The 18316-nt window shown below is 71.9% G+C and carries 18 protein-coding genes; 6 read left to right on the top strand and 12 right to left on the bottom strand.

What is annotated here, in order from left to right:
• Nucleotides 1-6 precede the first annotated feature (6 nt).
• The 5 genes from FB558_RS27540 to FB558_RS27560 are packed head-to-tail and all read left to right on the top strand — an operon-like array spanning nucleotide 7 to nucleotide 4946.
• Entirely contained in the window at nucleotides 7-381 is a 375-nt protein-coding gene (locus FB558_RS27540; protein ID WP_142058234.1) for a TadE family protein, read from the top strand.
• Nucleotides 378-812, top strand: a complete 435-nt coding sequence (locus tag FB558_RS27545; RefSeq protein WP_211366875.1) for a hypothetical protein — start codon at nucleotides 378-380, stop codon at nucleotides 810-812. Before FB558_RS27540 ends, FB558_RS27545 begins: the two co-directional genes overlap by 4 nt.
• A complete protein-coding gene (locus FB558_RS27550) occupies nucleotides 809-1240 on the top strand; it encodes a hypothetical protein (RefSeq protein WP_142058236.1) in 432 nt (143 codons plus the stop codon). Before FB558_RS27545 ends, FB558_RS27550 begins: the two co-directional genes overlap by 4 nt.
• Nucleotides 1237-4365 carry a BTAD domain-containing putative transcriptional regulator gene (locus FB558_RS27555; protein WP_142058238.1) on the top strand — a complete coding sequence of 1043 codons (3129 nt, stop codon included), beginning with the start codon at nucleotides 1237-1239 and terminating at the stop codon, nucleotides 4363-4365. Before FB558_RS27550 ends, FB558_RS27555 begins: the two co-directional genes overlap by 4 nt.
• Nucleotides 4362-4946 carry a prepilin peptidase gene (locus FB558_RS27560; RefSeq protein WP_142058240.1) on the top strand — a complete coding sequence of 195 codons (585 nt, stop codon included), beginning with the start codon at nucleotides 4362-4364 and terminating at the stop codon, nucleotides 4944-4946. The genes FB558_RS27555 and FB558_RS27560 overlap by 4 nt, the downstream gene beginning before the upstream one ends.
• Here the strand turns inward: FB558_RS27560 and FB558_RS27565 are convergent.
• The 9 genes from FB558_RS27565 to FB558_RS27605 form a co-directional block, all read right to left on the bottom strand.
• Nucleotides 4895-5698 carry a hypothetical protein gene (locus tag FB558_RS27565; protein ID WP_142058242.1) on the bottom strand — a complete coding sequence of 268 codons (804 nt, stop codon included), beginning with the start codon at nucleotides 5696-5698 and terminating at the stop codon, nucleotides 4895-4897. The two genes, FB558_RS27560 and FB558_RS27565, sit on opposite strands and share 52 nt — an antisense overlap.
• On the bottom strand, nucleotides 5698-6279 hold the full coding sequence (locus FB558_RS27570; protein WP_142058244.1) for a hypothetical protein: 582 nt from the start codon (nucleotides 6277-6279) through the stop codon (nucleotides 5698-5700). The genes FB558_RS27565 and FB558_RS27570 overlap by 1 nt, the downstream gene beginning before the upstream one ends.
• Before the next feature lie 60 nt (nucleotides 6280-6339).
• Complete coding sequence (locus tag FB558_RS27575) at nucleotides 6340-7764, bottom strand: relaxase/mobilization nuclease domain-containing protein (RefSeq protein WP_142058246.1); 1425 nt, start codon at nucleotides 7762-7764, stop codon at nucleotides 6340-6342.
• On the bottom strand, nucleotides 7761-8048 hold the full coding sequence (locus FB558_RS27580) for a hypothetical protein (RefSeq protein WP_142058248.1): 288 nt from the start codon (nucleotides 8046-8048) through the stop codon (nucleotides 7761-7763). Before FB558_RS27580 ends, FB558_RS27575 begins: the two co-directional genes overlap by 4 nt.
• 587 nt (nucleotides 8049-8635) lie before the next feature.
• Nucleotides 8636-9076 (bottom strand): condensation domain-containing protein, encoded by a 441-nt coding sequence (locus FB558_RS45800; RefSeq protein ID WP_142059176.1) that lies wholly within the window; start codon nucleotides 9074-9076, stop codon nucleotides 8636-8638.
• Between the two features lie 409 nt (nucleotides 9077-9485).
• Entirely contained in the window at nucleotides 9486-10187 is a 702-nt protein-coding gene (locus FB558_RS27590; protein WP_246106776.1) for an SDR family oxidoreductase, read from the bottom strand.
• A 171-nt stretch (nucleotides 10188-10358) separates the two neighbouring features.
• Complete coding sequence (locus tag FB558_RS27595; RefSeq protein ID WP_142058250.1) at nucleotides 10359-10925, bottom strand: hypothetical protein; 567 nt, start codon at nucleotides 10923-10925, stop codon at nucleotides 10359-10361.
• 86 nt (nucleotides 10926-11011) lie between these two features.
• Complete coding sequence (locus tag FB558_RS27600) at nucleotides 11012-11662, bottom strand: class I SAM-dependent methyltransferase (RefSeq protein ID WP_142058252.1); 651 nt, start codon at nucleotides 11660-11662, stop codon at nucleotides 11012-11014.
• A 46-nt stretch (nucleotides 11663-11708) separates the two neighbouring features.
• On the bottom strand, nucleotides 11709-12065 hold the full coding sequence (locus FB558_RS27605) for an ArsR/SmtB family transcription factor (protein ID WP_142058254.1): 357 nt from the start codon (nucleotides 12063-12065) through the stop codon (nucleotides 11709-11711).
• A 73-nt stretch (nucleotides 12066-12138) separates the two neighbouring features.
• On the opposite strand from FB558_RS27605, the gene FB558_RS27610 reads away from it, so the two are divergent.
• Complete coding sequence (locus FB558_RS27610) at nucleotides 12139-13242, top strand: cation diffusion facilitator family transporter (protein ID WP_142058257.1); 1104 nt, start codon at nucleotides 12139-12141, stop codon at nucleotides 13240-13242.
• 272 nt (nucleotides 13243-13514) lie between these two features.
• Here the strand turns inward: FB558_RS27610 and FB558_RS27615 are convergent, their stop codons facing one another.
• Genes FB558_RS27615 through FB558_RS27625 form a run of 3 tightly spaced genes read right to left on the bottom strand, consistent with a single transcriptional unit; the run spans nucleotide 13515 to nucleotide 18309 of the window.
• Nucleotides 13515-14954 (bottom strand): NADH-quinone oxidoreductase subunit N, encoded by a 1440-nt coding sequence (locus FB558_RS27615; protein WP_246106777.1) that lies wholly within the window; start codon nucleotides 14952-14954, stop codon nucleotides 13515-13517.
• The gene (locus FB558_RS27620) at nucleotides 14951-16459 is read right to left on the bottom strand and encodes a complex I subunit 4 family protein (RefSeq protein WP_211366946.1); all 1509 of its coding nucleotides are present in this window, start codon (nucleotides 16457-16459) and stop codon (nucleotides 14951-14953) included. Before FB558_RS27620 ends, FB558_RS27615 begins: the two co-directional genes overlap by 4 nt.
• Before the next feature lie 5 nt (nucleotides 16460-16464).
• A complete protein-coding gene (locus tag FB558_RS27625; RefSeq protein ID WP_246106778.1) occupies nucleotides 16465-18309 on the bottom strand; it encodes an NADH-quinone oxidoreductase subunit 5 family protein in 1845 nt (614 codons plus the stop codon).
• Between the last annotated feature and the right edge of the window lie 7 nt (nucleotides 18310-18316).

The raw sequence follows: 18316 nt of genomic DNA on the forward strand, positions 1-18316 counted from the left end.
CCGACCGTGGACGAGCGGGGTGGCGCCACGAGCGTCGAGATGGCGTTGCTGTGGACCGTCCTGACGGTGCTGATTCTTGCAGTCGTACAGATCGCCCTACTGTTCTATGCCGGCCAGCTCGCCCTGACCGCCGCGCAGGACGGCCTGCGGTCGGGTCGCTACTACGCCGCCGAACCAGTGATCGATGCCGCTCGGCGCGACGCGGAGGAGTTCCTCGCCCGCGCCGGCGGCAGCACCCTGACCGATGTCGCCGTCACCGCCACCGTCGACGACGGCGTGCTGCGGGTCCGCGTCACCGGAACCGCGCTCTCGCTCATCCCCGGCGTCCCGCTGGCGATCTCCCGGGATGCGGTCGGTCGGCTGGAACGGATCACACCGTGATTGCGATCAACGCCGACGAGCGTGGCGGCAGCCCGTCTGTCGAGGCCGCCGTGCTGGCCGTCGTCGTCGGCCTGCTCATCGCGTTCGCCCTCGCCGGCGGACGGCTCGTCGCCGCAGAAGCCGCTGCCGACCACAGCGCTCGATCGGCAGCACGTGCGGCGTCCCTCCAGCGCGACGCAGCCTCCGCGGACAGGGCCGCCCACGACTCCGCCCAGCTCGGCCTGACGCAGCAGGGCGTCCGCTGCGCCGCACTCGACATCGTGATCGACACCAGCGGGTTCGCCCGCCCGCTCGGCGCGTCCGCATCCGTGACGGCCACCGTGCGGTGCGAGGTCAGGTGGGCCGATCTCGGCCTCCCGGGTGCACCTGGCACCCGCGTCGTGGAGGCGACCTCTGTCAGCCCCATCGATCAGTGGCGGGAGCGGCCATGACCCGGCCATACGCAGGCGAGCAGGGTGGCGGAGCGATCAGCGCACCGATGGCCGTTGCACTGATCGCGATGCTCGTCGCCGTCGGGCTGGGCGTCGACGGGGTACGGGCCGCGCAGGGCCTCGCGACCGCCGACGCCGTCGCAGAAGAAGCGGCCCGGGCGGCTGGGCAGGCCCTGGACAGAGGGCAGCTGCGGCGTGGCACGGCGATGGTCGACCGTGGTGCGGCTGTCGTCGCAGCTCAGGATCACCTCGCCGCGGCCGGGGCAGCCGGTCAGGTGACCGTTCTGGCAGCCCAACGGATCCGAGTAGAGGCACGGATCACTCGCCCGACGGTTCTGCTCGGGCTCGTCGGGCTCACCGAGATCACCAGTACAGGAGCTGCGGAAGCTGTGCTGATCGCGGTGCCACCAGCCGGGGAGCCAACATGAGAATTTTCTTCCGGGTCACGTCCGCGATCGCCGCGGCAGCGGCCATGGCCGCAATCCTGGTCGGTCTTCCCATCGCACTCTGGATGCTCACCGAGCCGGTGGTCGCTCATGTGCTGGCGGCGGATCCGTCTCTCGCCGACCTCCTCCTGCGTCCGGATGATGGCACCCTGCTCATGGGCTTCCTGGCGCTGGTGGCCGCCTGTGCGTGGCTCGTTCTGGCCGTGTCGATCATCGGGGAGCTGGCCACCGCGATCACCCATCGGCCGGTACCGCGGATCAACCTTCCCGGCTTTCGCCTCGGCCGCAGCATCGCGGCCGCCCTTGTCGCCGCGTTGCTCGGATCCGGCACGGCCATCGCCGCCCCGAGCGCAGCCCTCGCGACCGTTGCGCCTCATCCGGTCGCATCCGATCACGTCCCGACGGGTCTCCCCGCGGTCGCGCCGGTCACGGTCGATTCGCAGCCGTCCGGCCCGGAGTACGTCGTCGCACCCCGTGACACGCTGTGGCGAATTGCCGAGACAGCCCTGGGCGATCCACTCCGATGGCGAGAGATCTACGACCTCAACGTCGGCCGTGTGCAGCCGGATGGCAACCGCCTCAGCGAGGCGTCATTGCTCGGCGTCGGGTGGCGGCTCCTCATGCCCGCCGATGCCCGCGAGGTCGTTCGGGTTGAACCGGACGACACCCTGACTGGGCTTGCCGCCGAGCACCTCGGCGACCCAGCCCGTGCCCATGAGCTCTTCGAGGCCAACGCCACGCTCCGGCAACCGGGCGGTGAGGCGCTCACCGACCCCGACCTTCTCCGCCCAGGCTGGGCTCTTGCTCTCCCCGAGCCTCCGGCGCACGCTGCCCCACCCTCCCCGCCAACTACGCCTCCGCCTCCGGCCGCAGGCACGAGCGCACCGCCACTTCCGGCATCGGTAACGCCGGGCGCCAATGGTGATCGACCGGGCACCGCCCCGACGGCGAGCCCCAGCACACCACCGCCCATGCCCGGCTCGGCAGCACCTGTTGGGTCCGACGACGCGAGTGAGGCCGGGCCAGAGCTGACGATCGCTGCGATGGCTGTGTCTTCCTTGGTCCTCGGCGGGGTGCTCGCGGCGCTTGCTGTGCGGCGACGCCGCCAGCTGCGCCACAGGCCATTCCGCCACCGCATCGCCGTCCCCGCCGACGAATCCGGCCGCGTCGAATGGTCCGCAGCCCGGGCCGAGCCGACTACGACGACCCATCACCTCGACCTCGCGCTGCGATCGCTCACCCATCCCGAACGGGAGGGCATGACCGTTCCTGCCTTGCGTTCGGTGCGTCTGACGTCCACCGATGCGCTTGTCACGCTCCTGGGCTCGACATCGCTCCCCGCCCCGTTCGTGGCCGTCGGCGCACCTGGCGAATGGGGTCTGGACGCCGACGACCCTCTCCCCGTTCCCGCCGAGGAGGCGAAGGGCTGCTGTGCGCCGTTCCCGACGCTGGTGTCGGTGGCGACGGACGACGACCGCACCCTGATGATCGACCTCGAGCAGCGCGGTGTCCTGCGCATCAACGGGCACCGCGGACGCTGTGTCGCATTGCTGCGCCACATCGCTGCGGAGCTGGCCACCAGCCGCACCGCTGAGGACACCGAGGTCCTGCTCGTCGGGCTCGGCGAGGAGCTGCCTGCACTCAACCCGGAACAACTGCGCGTGCTGCCCGACCTGGACACCGCGCTCATCGAGATGGAGCACCACATCGCAAGCACCCGCGCCGCACTGGAGCGGCTGGAAGTCGCCTCGGCCGTCGAGGGGAGGCTGCGCAACGTCGCCGCGGACTCCTGGCTTCCCACCGTGCTGCTGGTCGGGCACGAACCCACCGAACAGGACCGGAGACGCCTCGAGGCCCTCGCCGACGCGGAGCCCGGCGTTGCCGCTGTCGCCGTCGTCGTCCTCGACACGCTCAACTCGGAGTTGCGCATCGGTGACGACGGTCTGCTCGAGCTCCCCGATGTCAACGATGGCCCTTGGCAGGCCGTGCAGCTCACCGAGAACGCCGGCACTCATCTGGCCGCCGTGCTCGGCGCAACCACCGACCCGCCCGTCCCCGCCGGCCCGGCCGCGGGCACGGAGTCGTGGGCTGTGGGGATGGACGAGGACGGTTCGCTCGGTCCGGAGGCGGCAGCTGGTGCCCACGACGACGAGATAGAGGGTGACGACGAGGACGACGCCCTGCCCGAGCTCGTGGACCCGCATCGTCGCGAGCAGCAGGTGGACGCGGAGGCAGTTCGCCGGCTCGCCATCGTCGATCACCAGGACCCGCGCCTCGACGACGACCTCGCCGCCTGGCACAACACGGAGCCACCGGCCGTACCGATGATCGCGATCCTCGGCGAGCCCACCGTCCGTGCACCCGGCACGGTCCCGCGGGCACGGCCGAGCTGGTTCGCGGAAGTGCTGGTCTACCTGAGCCTGCATCCTGCCGGAGTCACTGCCGCGAAGGCCGCCACCGACCTGTGGCCCGACGGGCATCGGATCAGTCCAGCAACCGTCCGGCACGCCTTCTACGGCGCTCGCCGTTGGGCCGGCCGCGGGCTCGGCGGAAACCCGGACACCCCGTTCGTCAGCGACATGCAGAACGACAGCACCTACCGGCTACGTGGGCACCTGTTGGACTGGGACCTGTTCCGGCGACTCCGCAAACGCGGGCAGGCCCGCCACGAGGCTGGTCACCCCGACGCGGTCGCCGACTACGAAGCGGCCCTCGGCCTGATCCGCGGCCCGGTGCTCGCTGCCCTGCGACCCGGTGGATACGCCTGGCTCAACAACCACGACCAGCGCCACGACCTGCAGATCCCCGGCTTCATCATCGACACCGCCCACGAACTCGTCGACATCGCCCTCGCCACCGGCGACACCGGTCTGGCCCGCCGTGCCGCCGAGCAGGCGCGGACGCTCGACATCGACGTCGCCTTCGACCGCCCACTCACCGACCTGATGCGCATCGCCCACGCCGAGGACAACCGGTCCGAACTCGAGCTGTACGCGGCCGTCCTGCTCGATGCCCGCGGCTTCGACGTCCCCGAAGAACTCGCGCCCGACAGCTTCGCCGTCCTCAACGAGTTGCTCCCCGCCGGACCGAGACGACCCCGGCCATGACGAGCGACCCGATCACTGCGGCGACCATCGCCGCGGTCATGGGCCCGTTCACACTCCTTCTGGCCGCGCACACGATGCGCACCCGGTGGCGGCCCCGCTGCGGCGATACCGCGGCGGTCACCACCGCCATCGGCGTCCTCGCCGCGCTCGTCCTGCACGAGTCGCCGCCACTGGTCCTGCTACCGCTCCTGGTCCTCGGCCCGTCCGCCGCCGTCGTCGACGCCTACGAGGGCCGGCTACCCGACCACCTCACTGGACCGCTGCTGGGCGCGACTGCGTTGGCAGCGGCCGCGTCAGGAGGCATCGGTATGCGCGCCATCGCCATCGCAGTCATAGCCGCCGGCCTCGCCGCGGCGGTGATAGTGGTGGCCGGCAACGCCCTCGGGTGGGGCGACATCAAGCTCATCCCCACACTCACCATCGTGCTCGGCCACCAGGGCGCTCTCCTCGGCGGGTTGTCGCAGGTGGTGCTCCTGATAGGTGTCACAGCCGTCATCGTCGGCACCGGTACTCGAGGCGCGGTCGTTCCCTACGGTCCGGCGCTGGTGTTCGGCACCGTCGGCGCGGCCGCGGGCTTCTGAATGCCCCATAGGCGTGTCGACCGGCGCGGCGCCGACCGCGCCGCCGATCGGGTCGGCCTGGGGACCGGAGCCGAGGCCGTCGGCTGGGCCGGCGCTGGAGGCTGAACGATGGGTGGTGCATCGAGGTCGATGCCGCGGAAGCGGCCTCGGATCGCGGCATCGGTGCGGCGGTTCACGCCCCGCAACGCCCGGGCGATCGCGCGGTCGTCGGCCTGGTCGGGGTCGAGATGTTCCACGAATGCGGCCAGGTCGACCTGTCGGGGCAGCGTCGGGACCGTGACGCGCTCTTCGTTCACAGCCCACGGCGTGAGCTCCGCCGCCGGCCTCGTCAGCATGTGCACGCGCAATGCGTCGGCCAGCTCCCGGGTCCCGACCGCGGCACCCACCGGGCCGATCCCCGGCACCTGTCCGACCACTGCCCAGCTCTCTCCCCCAGCGCCGGCCATCGACACGACGTCAGCCGATCGCGGCCCGGAGCTGATCAGCCCGCGGGCCGTCGAGTACGCGGCCATGTCGAGCGGACGGGGCAGTTGGCCGACTGCCGTTGGGACGGTCGCACCGACCGCGGCGTCCAGGGCTGTGGCTGCCGCAGCCAGGTCACGCACCGCGCTAGCCCGCGTCGCGCGGCCCTCGCGCCCGCGGCGGCTTGCCCGGTGCCGGGCGAGCCGCTCGGCGATGTAGGTGGCGATGTGGGCCAGCTGGTAAGTCTCGTAGCTGCCCATCGTCAGCAGCGGGTAGTCAGGGGCGGTCATCACATGGCCCTTTCTGCAGATGTCGCTGTCCTGGGCCCCGCCGGAGTCGTCACCCCCGCGGATCGGCCAGCCGAAGCTGTGCGGCGCCGCGGCCCGGCCGGTGCGGTGAACGCCCGCGCGGCCGTGCTCGCGGCCCGCTCACGAGCGGTTTGGGTCGGCCTGGGCAGGAACGTGGTGGCCGCGACCTCCTCGGCTCGGCGAAACGCCAGCAGCGTCGACCGAAAGGCGGGCAGGTCGCGCACATCGAACAGCACCCGCCCCGTCGAGACGCGCAGATAGCTGTTCTTCCCCACCGGGCGTTCCAGGCGGGCGAACACCGGTGGACAGCTGGCCATCTCGACCATCACTGCAGGTTCGGCCACGCCCCGGACCGGCGTGACCCGTCTGGTGTCGCCTTCGCGAGGCAGCAGAAGCGCCTGGCGGTCCATGTCGTTCCACGTCCGGGCCACGAGCGACACCGTGGCAGCGTCGTGCATGTAGACCAGCGCCCCACCGACGCGCACGCTGACCGCGGCACCGTCGGTACCCGGCCGGTGCGCGGCCACCCTCGTGTCCTGCAGACCCACCAGCGAGACGATCACGCTGACGGCCTGGCGATTTCGCTGCATCCTCTCCGCCTCCGACCGGCCCGAGCGCGACCGTCAGCCGCGCGGCTGGTCAGAGCGTCGCCGGCCCGGACGGTCGAGCTGTGGTCGAGGTGCTGCGAATCCGTGGTCGAGCAACGAGCCACTCGTCGAGGGCGCCGCCATGGCCGTCCATCGGCCGAGAGTGTCGGCGGCCGTCCGAGCCGCCGACGACTGATGCTCACGGCCGCGTTCACGCTGCCAGGCAGCGATCTCGCGCAGCAACGCCGTCAACGCCACCGCCAAAGCCACCGCCGCCGCGCCCGGCTCGTGCGAGACCCCGAGCATCCGCCGCTGCCGCACCAACTGCCTCGCAACTCGACGCAGCCCCACCGCCGACGGACCTGACGCTGCCGTGCTGCCCCGGGGCGGCCGCGCAGCCCGATCGAACGCCTCCGCCGCTGCATCCAGCTCGCCCGACCAGCCCGTCATCGCGGTCAGCACGTCTCGCGTCGCATGCGCGATGCCGTCGACGTCCTCGCCGCCCTGCCCCCGTCGCGCCGCGCCTACTGCAGCCCGGGCACCCTCCACTCGCCGCCGCGCGGCCTCCACAGGCGCAGCCGAGTCCGACCCCTTCGCCGATTCGTCCCACGCCCGCATCAACCGCGGCAACGACAGGTCCGGCGCGAGCTTGCTCCCGCTGTAGAACACCGGGGCGCCCGACGCCGTCACATCTCCGCCGCGCGCGACCTTGTAACCCAGCGGGTCACCCGACGGCGCTCGCCGCAGCTCCACCAGATACCCGGCCTCCTGCAATGCCGAGATGAACTCCTCGGCGCCATTGGATGCCACCGCGGCGCTGCGGACCACGCGCGCCAGCTCGACCCGCGCCGGTTCTCGCCCCTGCCGGCGCGCCTTCTCCAGCTCCCCACGCCCCGGCGCCCGCGCCGCCGTCCCGTCCGCCGACGCCGTCAGAGTCAGCCCCAGCCGCCGCTCGATCCGCTGCGCCGCCTCCCGCAACCGCGGATAGTCCCGCGACGGCCAGAACCGGCGGCACGTGTCCTGCCGCACCAGCACGACCGCGATGTGGATGTGGGCATCGGCATGTCGGATCGCCACCCACCGCGGCCCACCCGCATCCCCGCGCGCCGCGACCCCGGCTCCATCGAGCAGCTCACGCGCGATCGACGCCCACTGCGCGTCCGACAGCTCCCGGTCCCCCGCTGCCACCCGCGCCGAGCAGTGCCACACGTACCCGCGTTTGCCTTCCCCGTCGCTCTCGGGCAACCCAGCGGCGACAGCCGGCGCCCGCAGAGCCCGGATGAGCGGGCCCAGCTCCAGATCGAACTCGCTGGCCCCGTTCTGCTGCGGCTGCCACCCCGAGTCCCGCCCGTCCCAACTAGCCACGATCCGCGGGCGCACGTGCTCCTGCGCCCGCCCCGGCCCCATCAGATAGGCGACCAGCCCGCCGACGCGCCACCCGTGCACCACTTTGGTGATCACAGGCGGCCTCGCTCGAACTGCGCGACCACCACATCGACGACCGCGTCCAACCGCGCAAGGAGACGGCGAACCTCCTCATCGGCACGCACATCCCCCGTTGCGGTCTGCTGCACGAGGACCGCGTCCGCGTGCAACCGCAGCAAATCCGGAAGCTCGACAGATGAGACCTCGCCGCGCCGCGCGACGTCGAGCACCGTCTCTCCGATCCACGCGCCCACCGCGAGACCCGCCAGTGCCGCCCGCTCCCGAACCACCAGCAACTCCGATTCGGAGAACCGCACCACGACTTGCCGCTGACGAGGCACTTCGCTCCGTACCCGGCGCCGGCGACTCGGTCGATCCTCCGCGCCACGCTTCACAGTGCGAGATGCGACCACGCCCGCGCTGCCGATCCGTGGTCAACGATTACCCTCTTTGATCAGCTCACCGTTGCCGTGATCGAAAGCATCGGCGATCTCAGCCGCCCCCCGCCACTCACGCGCTGCCAAGGAACGCCCCCGTTCCGCACAAAGACGCCAGCGGCGCGGCGCCAGAAGCATCGCTTCTGGCATATCTCGCTGTAAGTGGCGCGTAATTGATCAGATGCGAATTTTGATACGGCCTGCTGCGCAATTCTCAGCGTCGAGTCAGAACCTGACCTGAGCAGCGGCGACGCGATGTTGGTGCGGGTGATGATGTCACTTTGAGCCGTAGCGCCGCACATCGCCAGCCAGTCGTTCGGCTGTCTCTACCGTCTCTACCTGACCGACCCCGCCTACGGCTAGCCCGGCGAGTGCGAGACCCGGTTCGGTACCGGAAAATGGACCCGGTACCGCCTGCCGAAGGTCGACCCGGTGCGCGAAGCGGCGCAGGTCGGCTCGCTGCGCCGCGGTCACCACCGGCAGGTCCATTGGCACGGTCGGCAGCACGGGCCGCCGGACCGGGCCGCGTACGCACCGAAACATCTCCTCGAACAACACGTTGGCCGACCATCCGTCAGCAGCAGGTGGCAGACGCCGAGGATAAGCAGGTAGCGGACCGGTGAGAGCCGGACCAGGTGCGCGCTCCACAGCGGCGGCTCGGCCCGCCGGTACGCTCGCCGCCGCTCGCCGGACACCAGTCCGGAGACGTACGCGTCTTGCTCGGCCTGCGGGCAACCAATCAGGTCGGCGACTCGGACGTCCGGCTCGAGGTCGGTATGGACGTTGAGCACCGCGTCCGAGCCGGCGGTCCGGACGGAGATCCGCAGGATGTCGTGCCGCCGGGTGACGTCGGCCGTCGCCCGCCGCAGCAGGGCCGGGTCTAGCGGCCCGTCGCTCTGGCGGACGACCAGCCCGGGTCGCCCGGGCGCTGCAGAAAATGTCCGCGCACCGGGGCAGCCTCAACCTGCCGCTGCCCGCCCCGCTCGGCACGGTCGAGTTTCATCACCCATGCCGCCCAGATCCCGGCCGACCCGATCGACTGGAGCGTCCGCACCGTGCGCGAGCTGGCCGCCGGATGAGCCGGCCGGTCAACCTTCCGCCGCACTACGAGGCGGTGTGGGCGCGGGTGGTCGAGCCGCATCCGGCCGACCCGGCCAGTCCCGGTTCGGCCCCTCAGGAAACAGCATCCGACGGGGTGGAGCGCACGGCGCCAGCACAGCGCGCATACCCACCTCCTCCATCAACTTCTACAAGACGTCGCACTACAAGTCGCAGACGTCCGAGGTGCTCGCTGTGCCCGTGTCGATCGGTCGTGGTCCGCTACGTCGCAGGCATGGACGGTCGGACGACGAGATCGAAGATCGGCGCCCTCGTCGGCGCATTGATGATCGCTCGGATGACGTCGGCGACGTCGGCGGTCCGCAAGTACCGGTGCGGCTCGTAGGGGCCGGTCTCGGTGGCGCGCACGGCGCGCTGCAGGTCGGTGTCCGTGCGCCCGAGTTGGATCGATGTGACCCGCAGACCGTGCTGCTGCTCTTCGCTGCGCAACACGTCCCCGAAGGCGTGGAGCGCGGATTTCGACGCCGCGTAAGCGCCCTGTCCCGCGGCCATGCTCGCATTCACTGTGGAGTTGATGAGCACCACGTGACCCTGGGCGACCCGCAGTGCCGGAAGGAGGAGCCGAGTCAGTTCCACCACGGCGAACACGTTCACCTCGAACATCTCCCGCCAGGCGTTCGTCGCCGTGTCGGCCACCGGGCCCGCGGACCAGATGGCCGCGTTGTGCACCAGGACGTCCAGCCGGTGGATGTCGCGGGTCGCGGCTCGCAGAGCTTGTTGATCGGTCAGATCGACCGGCCACGCGCGGCCGCCGCAGCCGGCGGCCGTCCTCGACAGGGCCTCGCGGTCGCGTCCGCCGAGCAGGACGTCGTGATCGGTGGACAGTTCGGTGGCGATGGCCTGGCCGATGCCTCGAGAGGCGCCGGTGACCATCGCCAGTGGACGGGTGTCGACTTCGTTCACGGACACGCTGAACTCCTCATGCGGCGAATCCGCAGTGCGGAGCGCCGACTGGCTGCCGACCGCCCCTGCCTCGGAGTGCGAGCGGAGGCGGAAGCTGCGGCAGGTGGGGTGGGATGTGCAGGAGTGGCGCCCGCGGAACTCGCGGCGCAGCGAACCGGGAAGGTCGCGCGGCTACGCGTGTGCGGGTGCCGTCAGCGGCGGCGGCCCGCGCCGGGCCGCCCGTATCGCCCATCCACACGATCTCAGCGCCACACCTCGTGGCTGGCTTCGGACGCTGATCCGGACGGCGCGCTGATCAGCCGGAGGGGAGGTGGGGAGCAGTCGGAGCGGACGGCGCAGTGCACCGCCGATCAGCTTCAGGAACTGCGTGGAGAAGGTGACTGCGATGACGATGAGCGCCGGCACGAGGACCTGCATCGCGGTGGCCGGGCCGTCGCTGGCGATCACGTGGAGGAGCCCGGCGGGGTGGTGGTCCCCGCCGCCGCTGCCGATCTTCGACGTCGCGTGCAGCGCTGGTTGCGCGACCAGTGCGCCACTCACCGCGGAGAACACGCCTTCGTAGCGGTCGGCGAGGGTCAACCGCAGGACGGCCACGACGACGGCGACCAGCCCGACCGCTGCGGTGTGCGAGGGGTGCTCGTCGGCGAGCAGGTCCATCGCCACAGCCGCGACGACCGTGCCGGCCGCGGCGACGGCCAGCAGCGGGAGCCCGACCGTCCGAGGTGCGCTACCTGGCACGGGGCCTCCTTCCGCCATCGATGGGCCGCATACCCGCGAGATGGTGCGCCCGCGGCCCTGTGAGAGGGCTGAGAGCATCTCGGGTATCAGGTCCGAGCGAGGAGGGCGAAGCGTTCGTCGGTGACATGCTTGCCCCACAAGGCGGCGTTGTCGAGGGGAACGGTGCGCAGCTCGGTGACGAGGGGGCGTACGACCGCCGCGAGGTCCTCGGCGGCGATCCCCTGGTGCCAGGGCAGCGTCTCCGCGCCCGCGACGTACGGCACGCCGGTCTGGCCGGCCTCGCGCCAGCGCCCCTCGACCAGGACGAGGGTGCCGGTCGGGCGGACGCGGGTGACCCATTCGCGCAGTGCGGCCGGCGGGTCGGGCAGCGTCCACAGCAGGTGGCGGGCGAGCAGGACGTCGAACCGCTCGTTCCCGGTGGGTGGCGCCGCGGCGTCGCCGACGAGGAAACGGCCGGGAAGATCACGGGCCGCGAGCTTCGCCCGGGCCTGCTCGACCATTCGCGGGGACAGGTCGACGCCGGTGACACGATGCCCCGCCTCGGCCAGGAGCGCCGACAGCGACCCCGTGCCGCAGCCCACATCCAGCACAGCCGCGGGAGCGGGCGGCAGCCATGCGTCCAGCAGAGCCGACCACGCCTCGCGAGTCTTCTGGTCGCGCAGACCGTGGTCCGGCTCGTCGTCGAAGCCGGGCGCGGCGGCGTCCCAGTAGGCGGAGATCACAGCTGCCTCGCTCATGCGGCCGATCCTGGCAGGGGCAACCGACAAGTCGCGCACCTGCCGGTCAGTGGTGATCGGGCACCCCGGTCAGATGGTGGTCGGCCGCCTCGATCGCCTCTCCGAGCAACCGCCGCACGTGTCCGCCCCGCGCCCGGTAGACCACGCGCCGCCCGTCGCGCCGGGTCGCGACCAGCCCTGCCAAGCGGAGCTTGGCCAGGTGCTGGGACACCGCGGGCCGAGCGACCTCGACCCGCCGGGCGAGAGTGCTGACATCGCTGTCGCCCCCGCACAGCAACCACAGCACCCTCAGCCGCGTCGGGTCGGCCAGCAGCCGGAACGCCTGCGCGGCCACCGCGACGTGATCCTCGCCCGGCAGCTCCTGCCAGTGGTGCGCACTTGCACTGTCGTCGCGTGCGTACATAAGCACGTATGGTGCCAGGTGTGGATCCCGCGCGGAAGCGGGGCCGGCGACAACGACCGAGCGGAGACCGCGCATGACCACGACGCCGCCACGCCACGGCCACGGCCATAACCAGGAGCGGTCCCTCTGGGGGCGGGTCCGACATGTACTGCGGCCGCACAGCCACGACGCCGCCGACTCGGTGGACCCGGAGCTGGCCGCCAGCACGGAAGGCATCCGGGCACTGAAGATCAGCCTCGTCGTGCTCGCGGTGACCGCACTCGCCCAGCTGGTCGTGGTGATCCTGTCCGGCTCGACGGCGCTGCTCGCCGACACCATCCACAACTTCTCCGACGCGCTCACCGCCGTGCCGCTGTGGATCGCCTTCGTCCTCGGACGCCGGGCGGCCACCCGCCGCTACACCTACGGTTACGGGCGCGCCGAGGACCTGGCCGGCGTGTTCATCGTCGCGATGATCGCCCTGTCCGCGGTCGTCGCCGGCTACGAGTCGATCAGACGCCTCCTCGACCCGCAACCGATCAGCAGCCCGGGCGTCGTACTCGCCGCCGGCCTGATCGGGTTCGCCGGCAACGAGCTCGTCGCGGTCTACCGCATCCGGGTGGGGCGCCGGATCGGATCGGCCGCGCTCGTCGCCGACGGCCTGCACGCCCGCACCGACGGGTTCACCTCCCTCGCCGTGGTCGCCGCCGCGATCGGGGTCATGGCCGGGTTCCCGCTGGCCGACCCGATCGTCGGTCTGCTGATCACCGTGGCGATCCTCGTGGTCCTCCGCGGCGCGGCCACCGACATCTACCGCCGCCTCATGGACGCCGTCGACCCGGACCTCGTCGACACCGCCGAAGCGAGCGTCCGCGCCGTCCCCGGCGTGCTCGCCGTCGAGGCACTGCGGCTGCGCTGGACCGGGCACCGCGTGCGCGCCGAGGTCGCCATCGCCGTCGACCCCGCGCTCGACGTCGTCGCCGCCCACGACATCGCCACGGTCACCCAGCACAAGCTGCTCCACGAGGTACCCAAACTCGTCGCCGCCACGGTCCACGTCAGCCCGCACGCGAGCAGCGACCTCGACCCCCACGCCGTGCTCGCCCACCACCCCACCGCGCTCGATCCCGGCGCCATCACCACGCTGTCCGGTGGCATGGGAGAAGCTCGTGTTCGCGCCAACGGGGCTATTAGCTGATCAAGCACCGATCGAGTACGCCGCGTGTCGCCGGGTTCGCGCCGTTGCCCGCCTCGGCGCTCGTACTCGGGCTTCGCCGCGCAATCAGGGCGAGACTGCGGCCGCGTTGTGATTCGAGCGATCACCAGCGCGCCCACAGCGGCGCCGGTCATGGATCTCGTCGTCCGACCGCCGATGCCTGCGACATGAGGGGCCCGCTCGCGCTCCAGCACAGGATGGAGGACCGCCGCGAGTCGACTGCTGCTGGATGGACGCGGTAGACAGTGCGACGTTCACGACGTCGGCGGTCCCTCCAGCAGCGGCAGAACGACACCCGCCAGTACGCCGAGCAGCACGGTGAGGCCCGCGCAGACGTAGGCGCCGATGGCCGACCACATTCCGGCCGGTTCCAGGAGCGACGCCGGTGCCGACTCGTCCGCTCGCCGGAACACCGGCGCGATCCAGCGCAGGTAGTAGAAGACGCTGGCGACCGTGTTGACGATGGCGAGGACCGCGAGCCAGGCGAACCCACCGTCGACCGCGGCGGTGAACGCCGTCAGCTTGCCGACGAACACCGCGGTGGGCGGTGTCCCGATCAGCCCGAAGAGGCAGACGGCGAGAGCGACGGCGAGCCCGGGATGGCGTCGGGCCATACCCCGGTAGTCCTCGAGCCTGCGAGCGTGGGGGAGCTCGGCGACCACGGCGAACGCGCCGAGGTTCGTGATGGCGTAGCCGGCGAGGTAGAATAGCAGGGCCGGTTGCGCGAGCTCGGCCCGACCTGCGACGGCGACGACCACCAGCAGGTAGCCGACCTGGCTGATCGTCGAGTAGGCGAGCAGGCGTTGCACGGTGGTCTGGAAGAACGCGGCGAGGTTGCCCAGCGTCATCGACACCGCGGCGAGGACGGCGACCAGCAGCGGCCAGTCCAGCGCATCCGCGGGGACGGCGACGAGCAGCAGCCGGTAGATCGCGACGAGTCCGCCGATCTTGGGGATCGTGGTGACGATCGCGGCCACGGGTGCCGGGGTGCCGTCAGTGACGTCCGGTACCCAGAAGTGGCCCGGGACGGCGCCGACCTTGAACAGCAGCCCGGCGAGCACGGCGACCAAGCCCACGCCCGCTGCCGCCACCGGGGCGACCGCGAGGCCCTCGCGCAGGGGGCCGTAGGCGGTGGAGCGGCCGACGCCGTAGAGGATCGCGGTGCCGGTGAGCATGGCGACGCCGAGGAACGCCCCGGACAGGTAGTACTTCATCGCCGCTTCGGTGCTCAGCGCGCGCTTGTCCCAGCCGGCGAGGGCGTAGAACGGGATGCTGGCCAGCAGGAACGCGGCGAACAGCAGCAACAGGTCGTTCGCGCCGCCGAGCAAGACCGTGCCCAGGGCGCCGAGCTGCAGCAGGACCACGAACTCGGTCTCGCGGCGGTGCCCGGCCGTGGCGTCGACCGACAGTGCGAGCGCCACCAGCACCGCGACGAGCACGATGGCCCGCGTCGCGTGGGTGAGGGTGTCCACGGCGTAGCTGGTGCCGAACACGATCTCGTCGGGCCGGGTCGCCGCGGCGGCGGTGGCGGCGAGTCCGGCGAGCGCCGCCACGGCGGCCAGCAGACGCACGAGCCACTGCCGGTGCCGGGGCAGCCATGCGCCGAGCAGCAGCCCGAACACCGCACCGCCGAGCAGCAGCAGCTCCGGGACCAGCGCCCCGGGATTCTCGTTCATCATCTGCATGCCGGTCATCGCGCGACGAGCTCCACCAGCGCCCGGGACGCCGGTTCGATGACGTCGAGCAGGAACCGGGGCAGCACGCCGATGACGGTGGCGAGCGCGAGCAGCGGGACGATCGCGACGATCTCGCTCGCATGCAGGTCCGCGAACGGCCGGGGAGTTCCGGGGGCGTCGGGGGTACGCAGCGGGCCCAGGAACAGCCGCTGCAGCGCCAGGAGGAACAGCCCCGCGGTGATCAGGATGCCGGTCACCGCGATCGCGGTGGGTACCGGCGCGGACGACAGCGCTCCGGTGAAGATCTGGAACTCGGCGATGAACCCGGCGAACCCGGGCAGCCCCAGTGAGGCGAACGCGGCAACCGCGAACACGGCCGCGAACACCGGTGTCCGAGCAGCGAGCCCGGAGTAGGCGCTCATGTCGTAGGTGCGGCCGCGGTCGTAGAGGACGCCGCTGAGCAGGAACAGCGCGCCGGTGATCAGCCCGTGGGCGACCATCTGCGTCACCGCGCCCGTGGTGGCCAGCTGGCGGGCCTGCTCGTCGGTGCCGGCCAGGATCCCGGCCGCACCCACCCCGAGGACCACGTACCCCATGTGATTGACCGAGGTGTAGGCGACCATGCGCTTGAGATCGCTCTGGGCCAGCGCGACGAGCGCGCCGTACACCACGGACACCACGCCGACCACCACCGCGACCATGGCGTACTGCCGCCAGGTCTCAGGAAGGATCGGCATCGCGATCCGCACGAAACCGTACGTGCCCATCTTCAGCAGGATCCCGGCGAGGATCGCCGACCCGGTGGCGGGCGCCTCGGTGTGCGCCGGGGGGAGCCAGGTGTGGAACGGCACCGTGGGTGTCTTCACCGCGAGCCCGACGCCGATCGCGAGCAACGTCAGCGCCGCGTAGACGCCCCCGCCGGCCAGCGGGTTCGCCGCCGTGAGCTCGACGATGTCGAACGTGTGCGGCTCGGCGGCGAGGTAGAGCAGGATGAACCCGAGCAACAGCGCCAGCGACCCGAGGAACGTGTAGAGGAAGAACTTGAGCGCCGCCGCCCGCGCCCGCTCCCCGTGCCCCCAGCCGGCGATGACGAAGTACATGAACACGATCGACAGGTCGAAGAACAGGAAGAACAGGATCAGGTCCAGCGCGACGAACAGCCCGAGGCAGACGCTCTGCAGCCCGAGGAACAGCGTGACGTAGGACTTCACCCGGCGGGTCTCGCGCAACGCGAACACCGCGCACGCCATGAAGAGCACCGCGGTCAGCGCGACCAGCGGGAGCGACAGCCCGTCGACGCCGACGTGGTAGGAGATCCCGGCACTGGGGATCCACGGCACCTGCTGCGCGAACTGCATTCCGCCGCCGGGGTCGAGACCCAGCCAGACGGCGAGCACCAGCGCCAGGTCCACCGCGCTGACCGCGACCCACGCCCCGGTGAAGACCCGGCGCGGCGCTGTGGCCGGCACCACCAGCAGCACCGCGGCGAGCGCCGCGGGCAGGAACACGATCACCGACAACACGACGTTCACCTCACGACGATCAGGAACAGCGCCAGCACTGCCAGCACTGCGGCGGCCTGGGCGTAGTACTGGTGGATCTGCCCGGTCTGCGGGCGCCGGGCGAGGCGGCCCAAGGACCGGGCACCGACGGCGATCGCGCGGACCGTGCCGTCGATCGACGGCTCTCCGCGACGGTCCAGTGCTCGGGCCACCGTCCCGGTTGCTCGTGCCGCCCCCTCGACGGAGCGGTCCAGAACGCGGTCGTCGAAGCGGGCGAGGAGGTGGGCCAGAGCGAGGGTGGGGCGGACGAGCACCGCGTGCGCGGCGCGCTCCACGCCGAGCCACGACGCCAGCGCAGGCGGGGCCCCGATGCGCGTGGTCAGCCGCCACGTGAGCGCCACGGCGGCGACGGCGAGCACCGCGGAAAGGGCGAGCTCCCACACCGCCGGCGGCGTCACCGCGATCGCCCCGCTCGTCAGCAGTGGGAGCAACCCGAGAGTGGCGGCGAGCGCCGCCAGCGCGACGAGCGGGATCCGCATCGGGAGGCTCACCCGGCCCGCCGGCTCCGACTCGACGGCCGGAGAGCCGGTCGGTACCGGCCGCCAGACGAACCACACCGCCTTCGCGCTGTACACCGCCGACACGACCGCTCCGGCGAGCCCTGCCACGTACAGGACGACCCCGCCGTGCTCGAGCACCGCGGCGAGCACCGCGTCCTTGGTCAGCCACAGGCTCAGCGGCGGCAGACCGGCCAGCGACGCCGCGCCGACCGTGAACGCGACCCCGACCAGCGGGAACCGCCGCGCGGCACCCCGCAGCCCGTCCAACCGTTTCGTGCCGAGCGCCACGAGCCACGCTCCGGCGGCGAGGAAGAGCAGGCTCTTGGTGGCCGCGTGGGCGACCAGCTGCAGCGCGCCGCCCGCGACGCCACCGACACCCGCGGCAAGCACCATGAACCCGATCTGGGCACAGGTCGAGGCGGCGAGCAGCTGCTTGAGGTCGGTCTGCGCGACCGCGACCAGACCCAGCAGCAACGCCGTCGCTGCTCCGATCCACGCCACGAGCGGGCCGGCCCAGCCGCTCACCTCCAGCAGCGGTACCAGGCGGAGCAGCAGGTACGCCCCGGCCGCCACCATCGTCGCCGAGTGCAGCAGCGCCGACACCGGGCTCGGCCCGCGCATCGCCTGCGACAGCCAGAAGCTGAACGGCAGCTGCGCCGACTTGCCCAGGGCCGCGAGCACCACCCCGGCCGTGACGACGTGCAGCCACGGCCCACCGGCAGCGGGCAGCTCGGCGAGCGCCAGCGACCCGACCCCTCCGGCGAGCGCGGCCCCGGCAGCGACGTAGAGCCCGACGTCGGCGAGCCGGGTGGTGAGGAACGCGGTGTGCCCCGCACGCACCGAGTCCGGCTCCCGCCAGTGGTACGCGATGAGCGCCCAGCTCATCGCGCCCATCACCTCCCACGCCATGAGCAGCACGGCCAGCGTCGTCGCGGTGACGGTCACCAGCATCGCGCCGGCGAACAGCAGCACGAACCCGACGAACCGCGCGGTGCGCAGCTCCGCCTCGCCCGCCGCGAAGACGAGTACGGCCAGCGTCGCGCCCGCGACCGTGACGACCATCAGCGCCGACAGGTCGTCGACGGCCAGCCCGGCACGGATCCCGGCCACCAGCGGCGCCTCGACGACCGGGCGTGCGAACGCCGCGGCGATCGCGAGTGCCAGCACGCCGGCGGCGACGAGGACACCGACGGCGGGAGCGGCCCGGTCCGCGCGCCGCCCGGTCGCCGCGAGCAGCCCGCCCGCGAGCAACGGCACCGCGACCAGGGACCACAGCAGCAACGGCGCCACCGCTGCCTGTTCGCTCCGCACGCTCCGC

Source organism: Pseudonocardia kunmingensis, from assembly GCF_006716445.1.
GTDB classification, from domain to species: Bacteria; Actinomycetota; Actinomycetes; order Mycobacteriales; family Pseudonocardiaceae; genus Pseudonocardia; species Pseudonocardia kunmingensis.

Bases quoted from the DNA above. Each gene is read 5' to 3' on its own strand.
- FB558_RS27550 (WP_142058236.1), top strand. From the start codon at position 809: ATGACCCGGCCATACGCAGGCGAGCAGGGTGGCGGAGCGATCAGCGCA.
- FB558_RS27555 (WP_142058238.1), top strand. From the start codon at position 1,237: ATGAGAATTTTCTTCCGGGTCACGTCCGCGATCGCCGCGGCAGCGGCC.
- FB558_RS27560 (WP_142058240.1), top strand. From the start codon at position 4,362: ATGACGAGCGACCCGATCACTGCGGCGACCATCGCCGCGGTCATGGGC.
- FB558_RS27565 (WP_142058242.1), bottom strand. From the start codon at position 5,698: ATGACCGCCCCTGACTACCCGCTGCTGACGATGGGCAGCTACGAGACT.
- FB558_RS27600 (WP_142058252.1), bottom strand. From the start codon at position 11,662: ATGAGCGAGGCAGCTGTGATCTCCGCCTACTGGGACGCCGCCGCGCCC.
- FB558_RS27605 (WP_142058254.1), bottom strand. From the start codon at position 12,065: ATGTACGCACGCGACGACAGTGCAAGTGCGCACCACTGGCAGGAGCTG.
- FB558_RS27610 (WP_142058257.1), top strand. From the start codon at position 12,139: ATGACCACGACGCCGCCACGCCACGGCCACGGCCATAACCAGGAGCGG.
- FB558_RS27615 (WP_246106777.1), bottom strand. From the start codon at position 14,954: ATGACCGGCATGCAGATGATGAACGAGAATCCCGGGGCGCTGGTCCCG.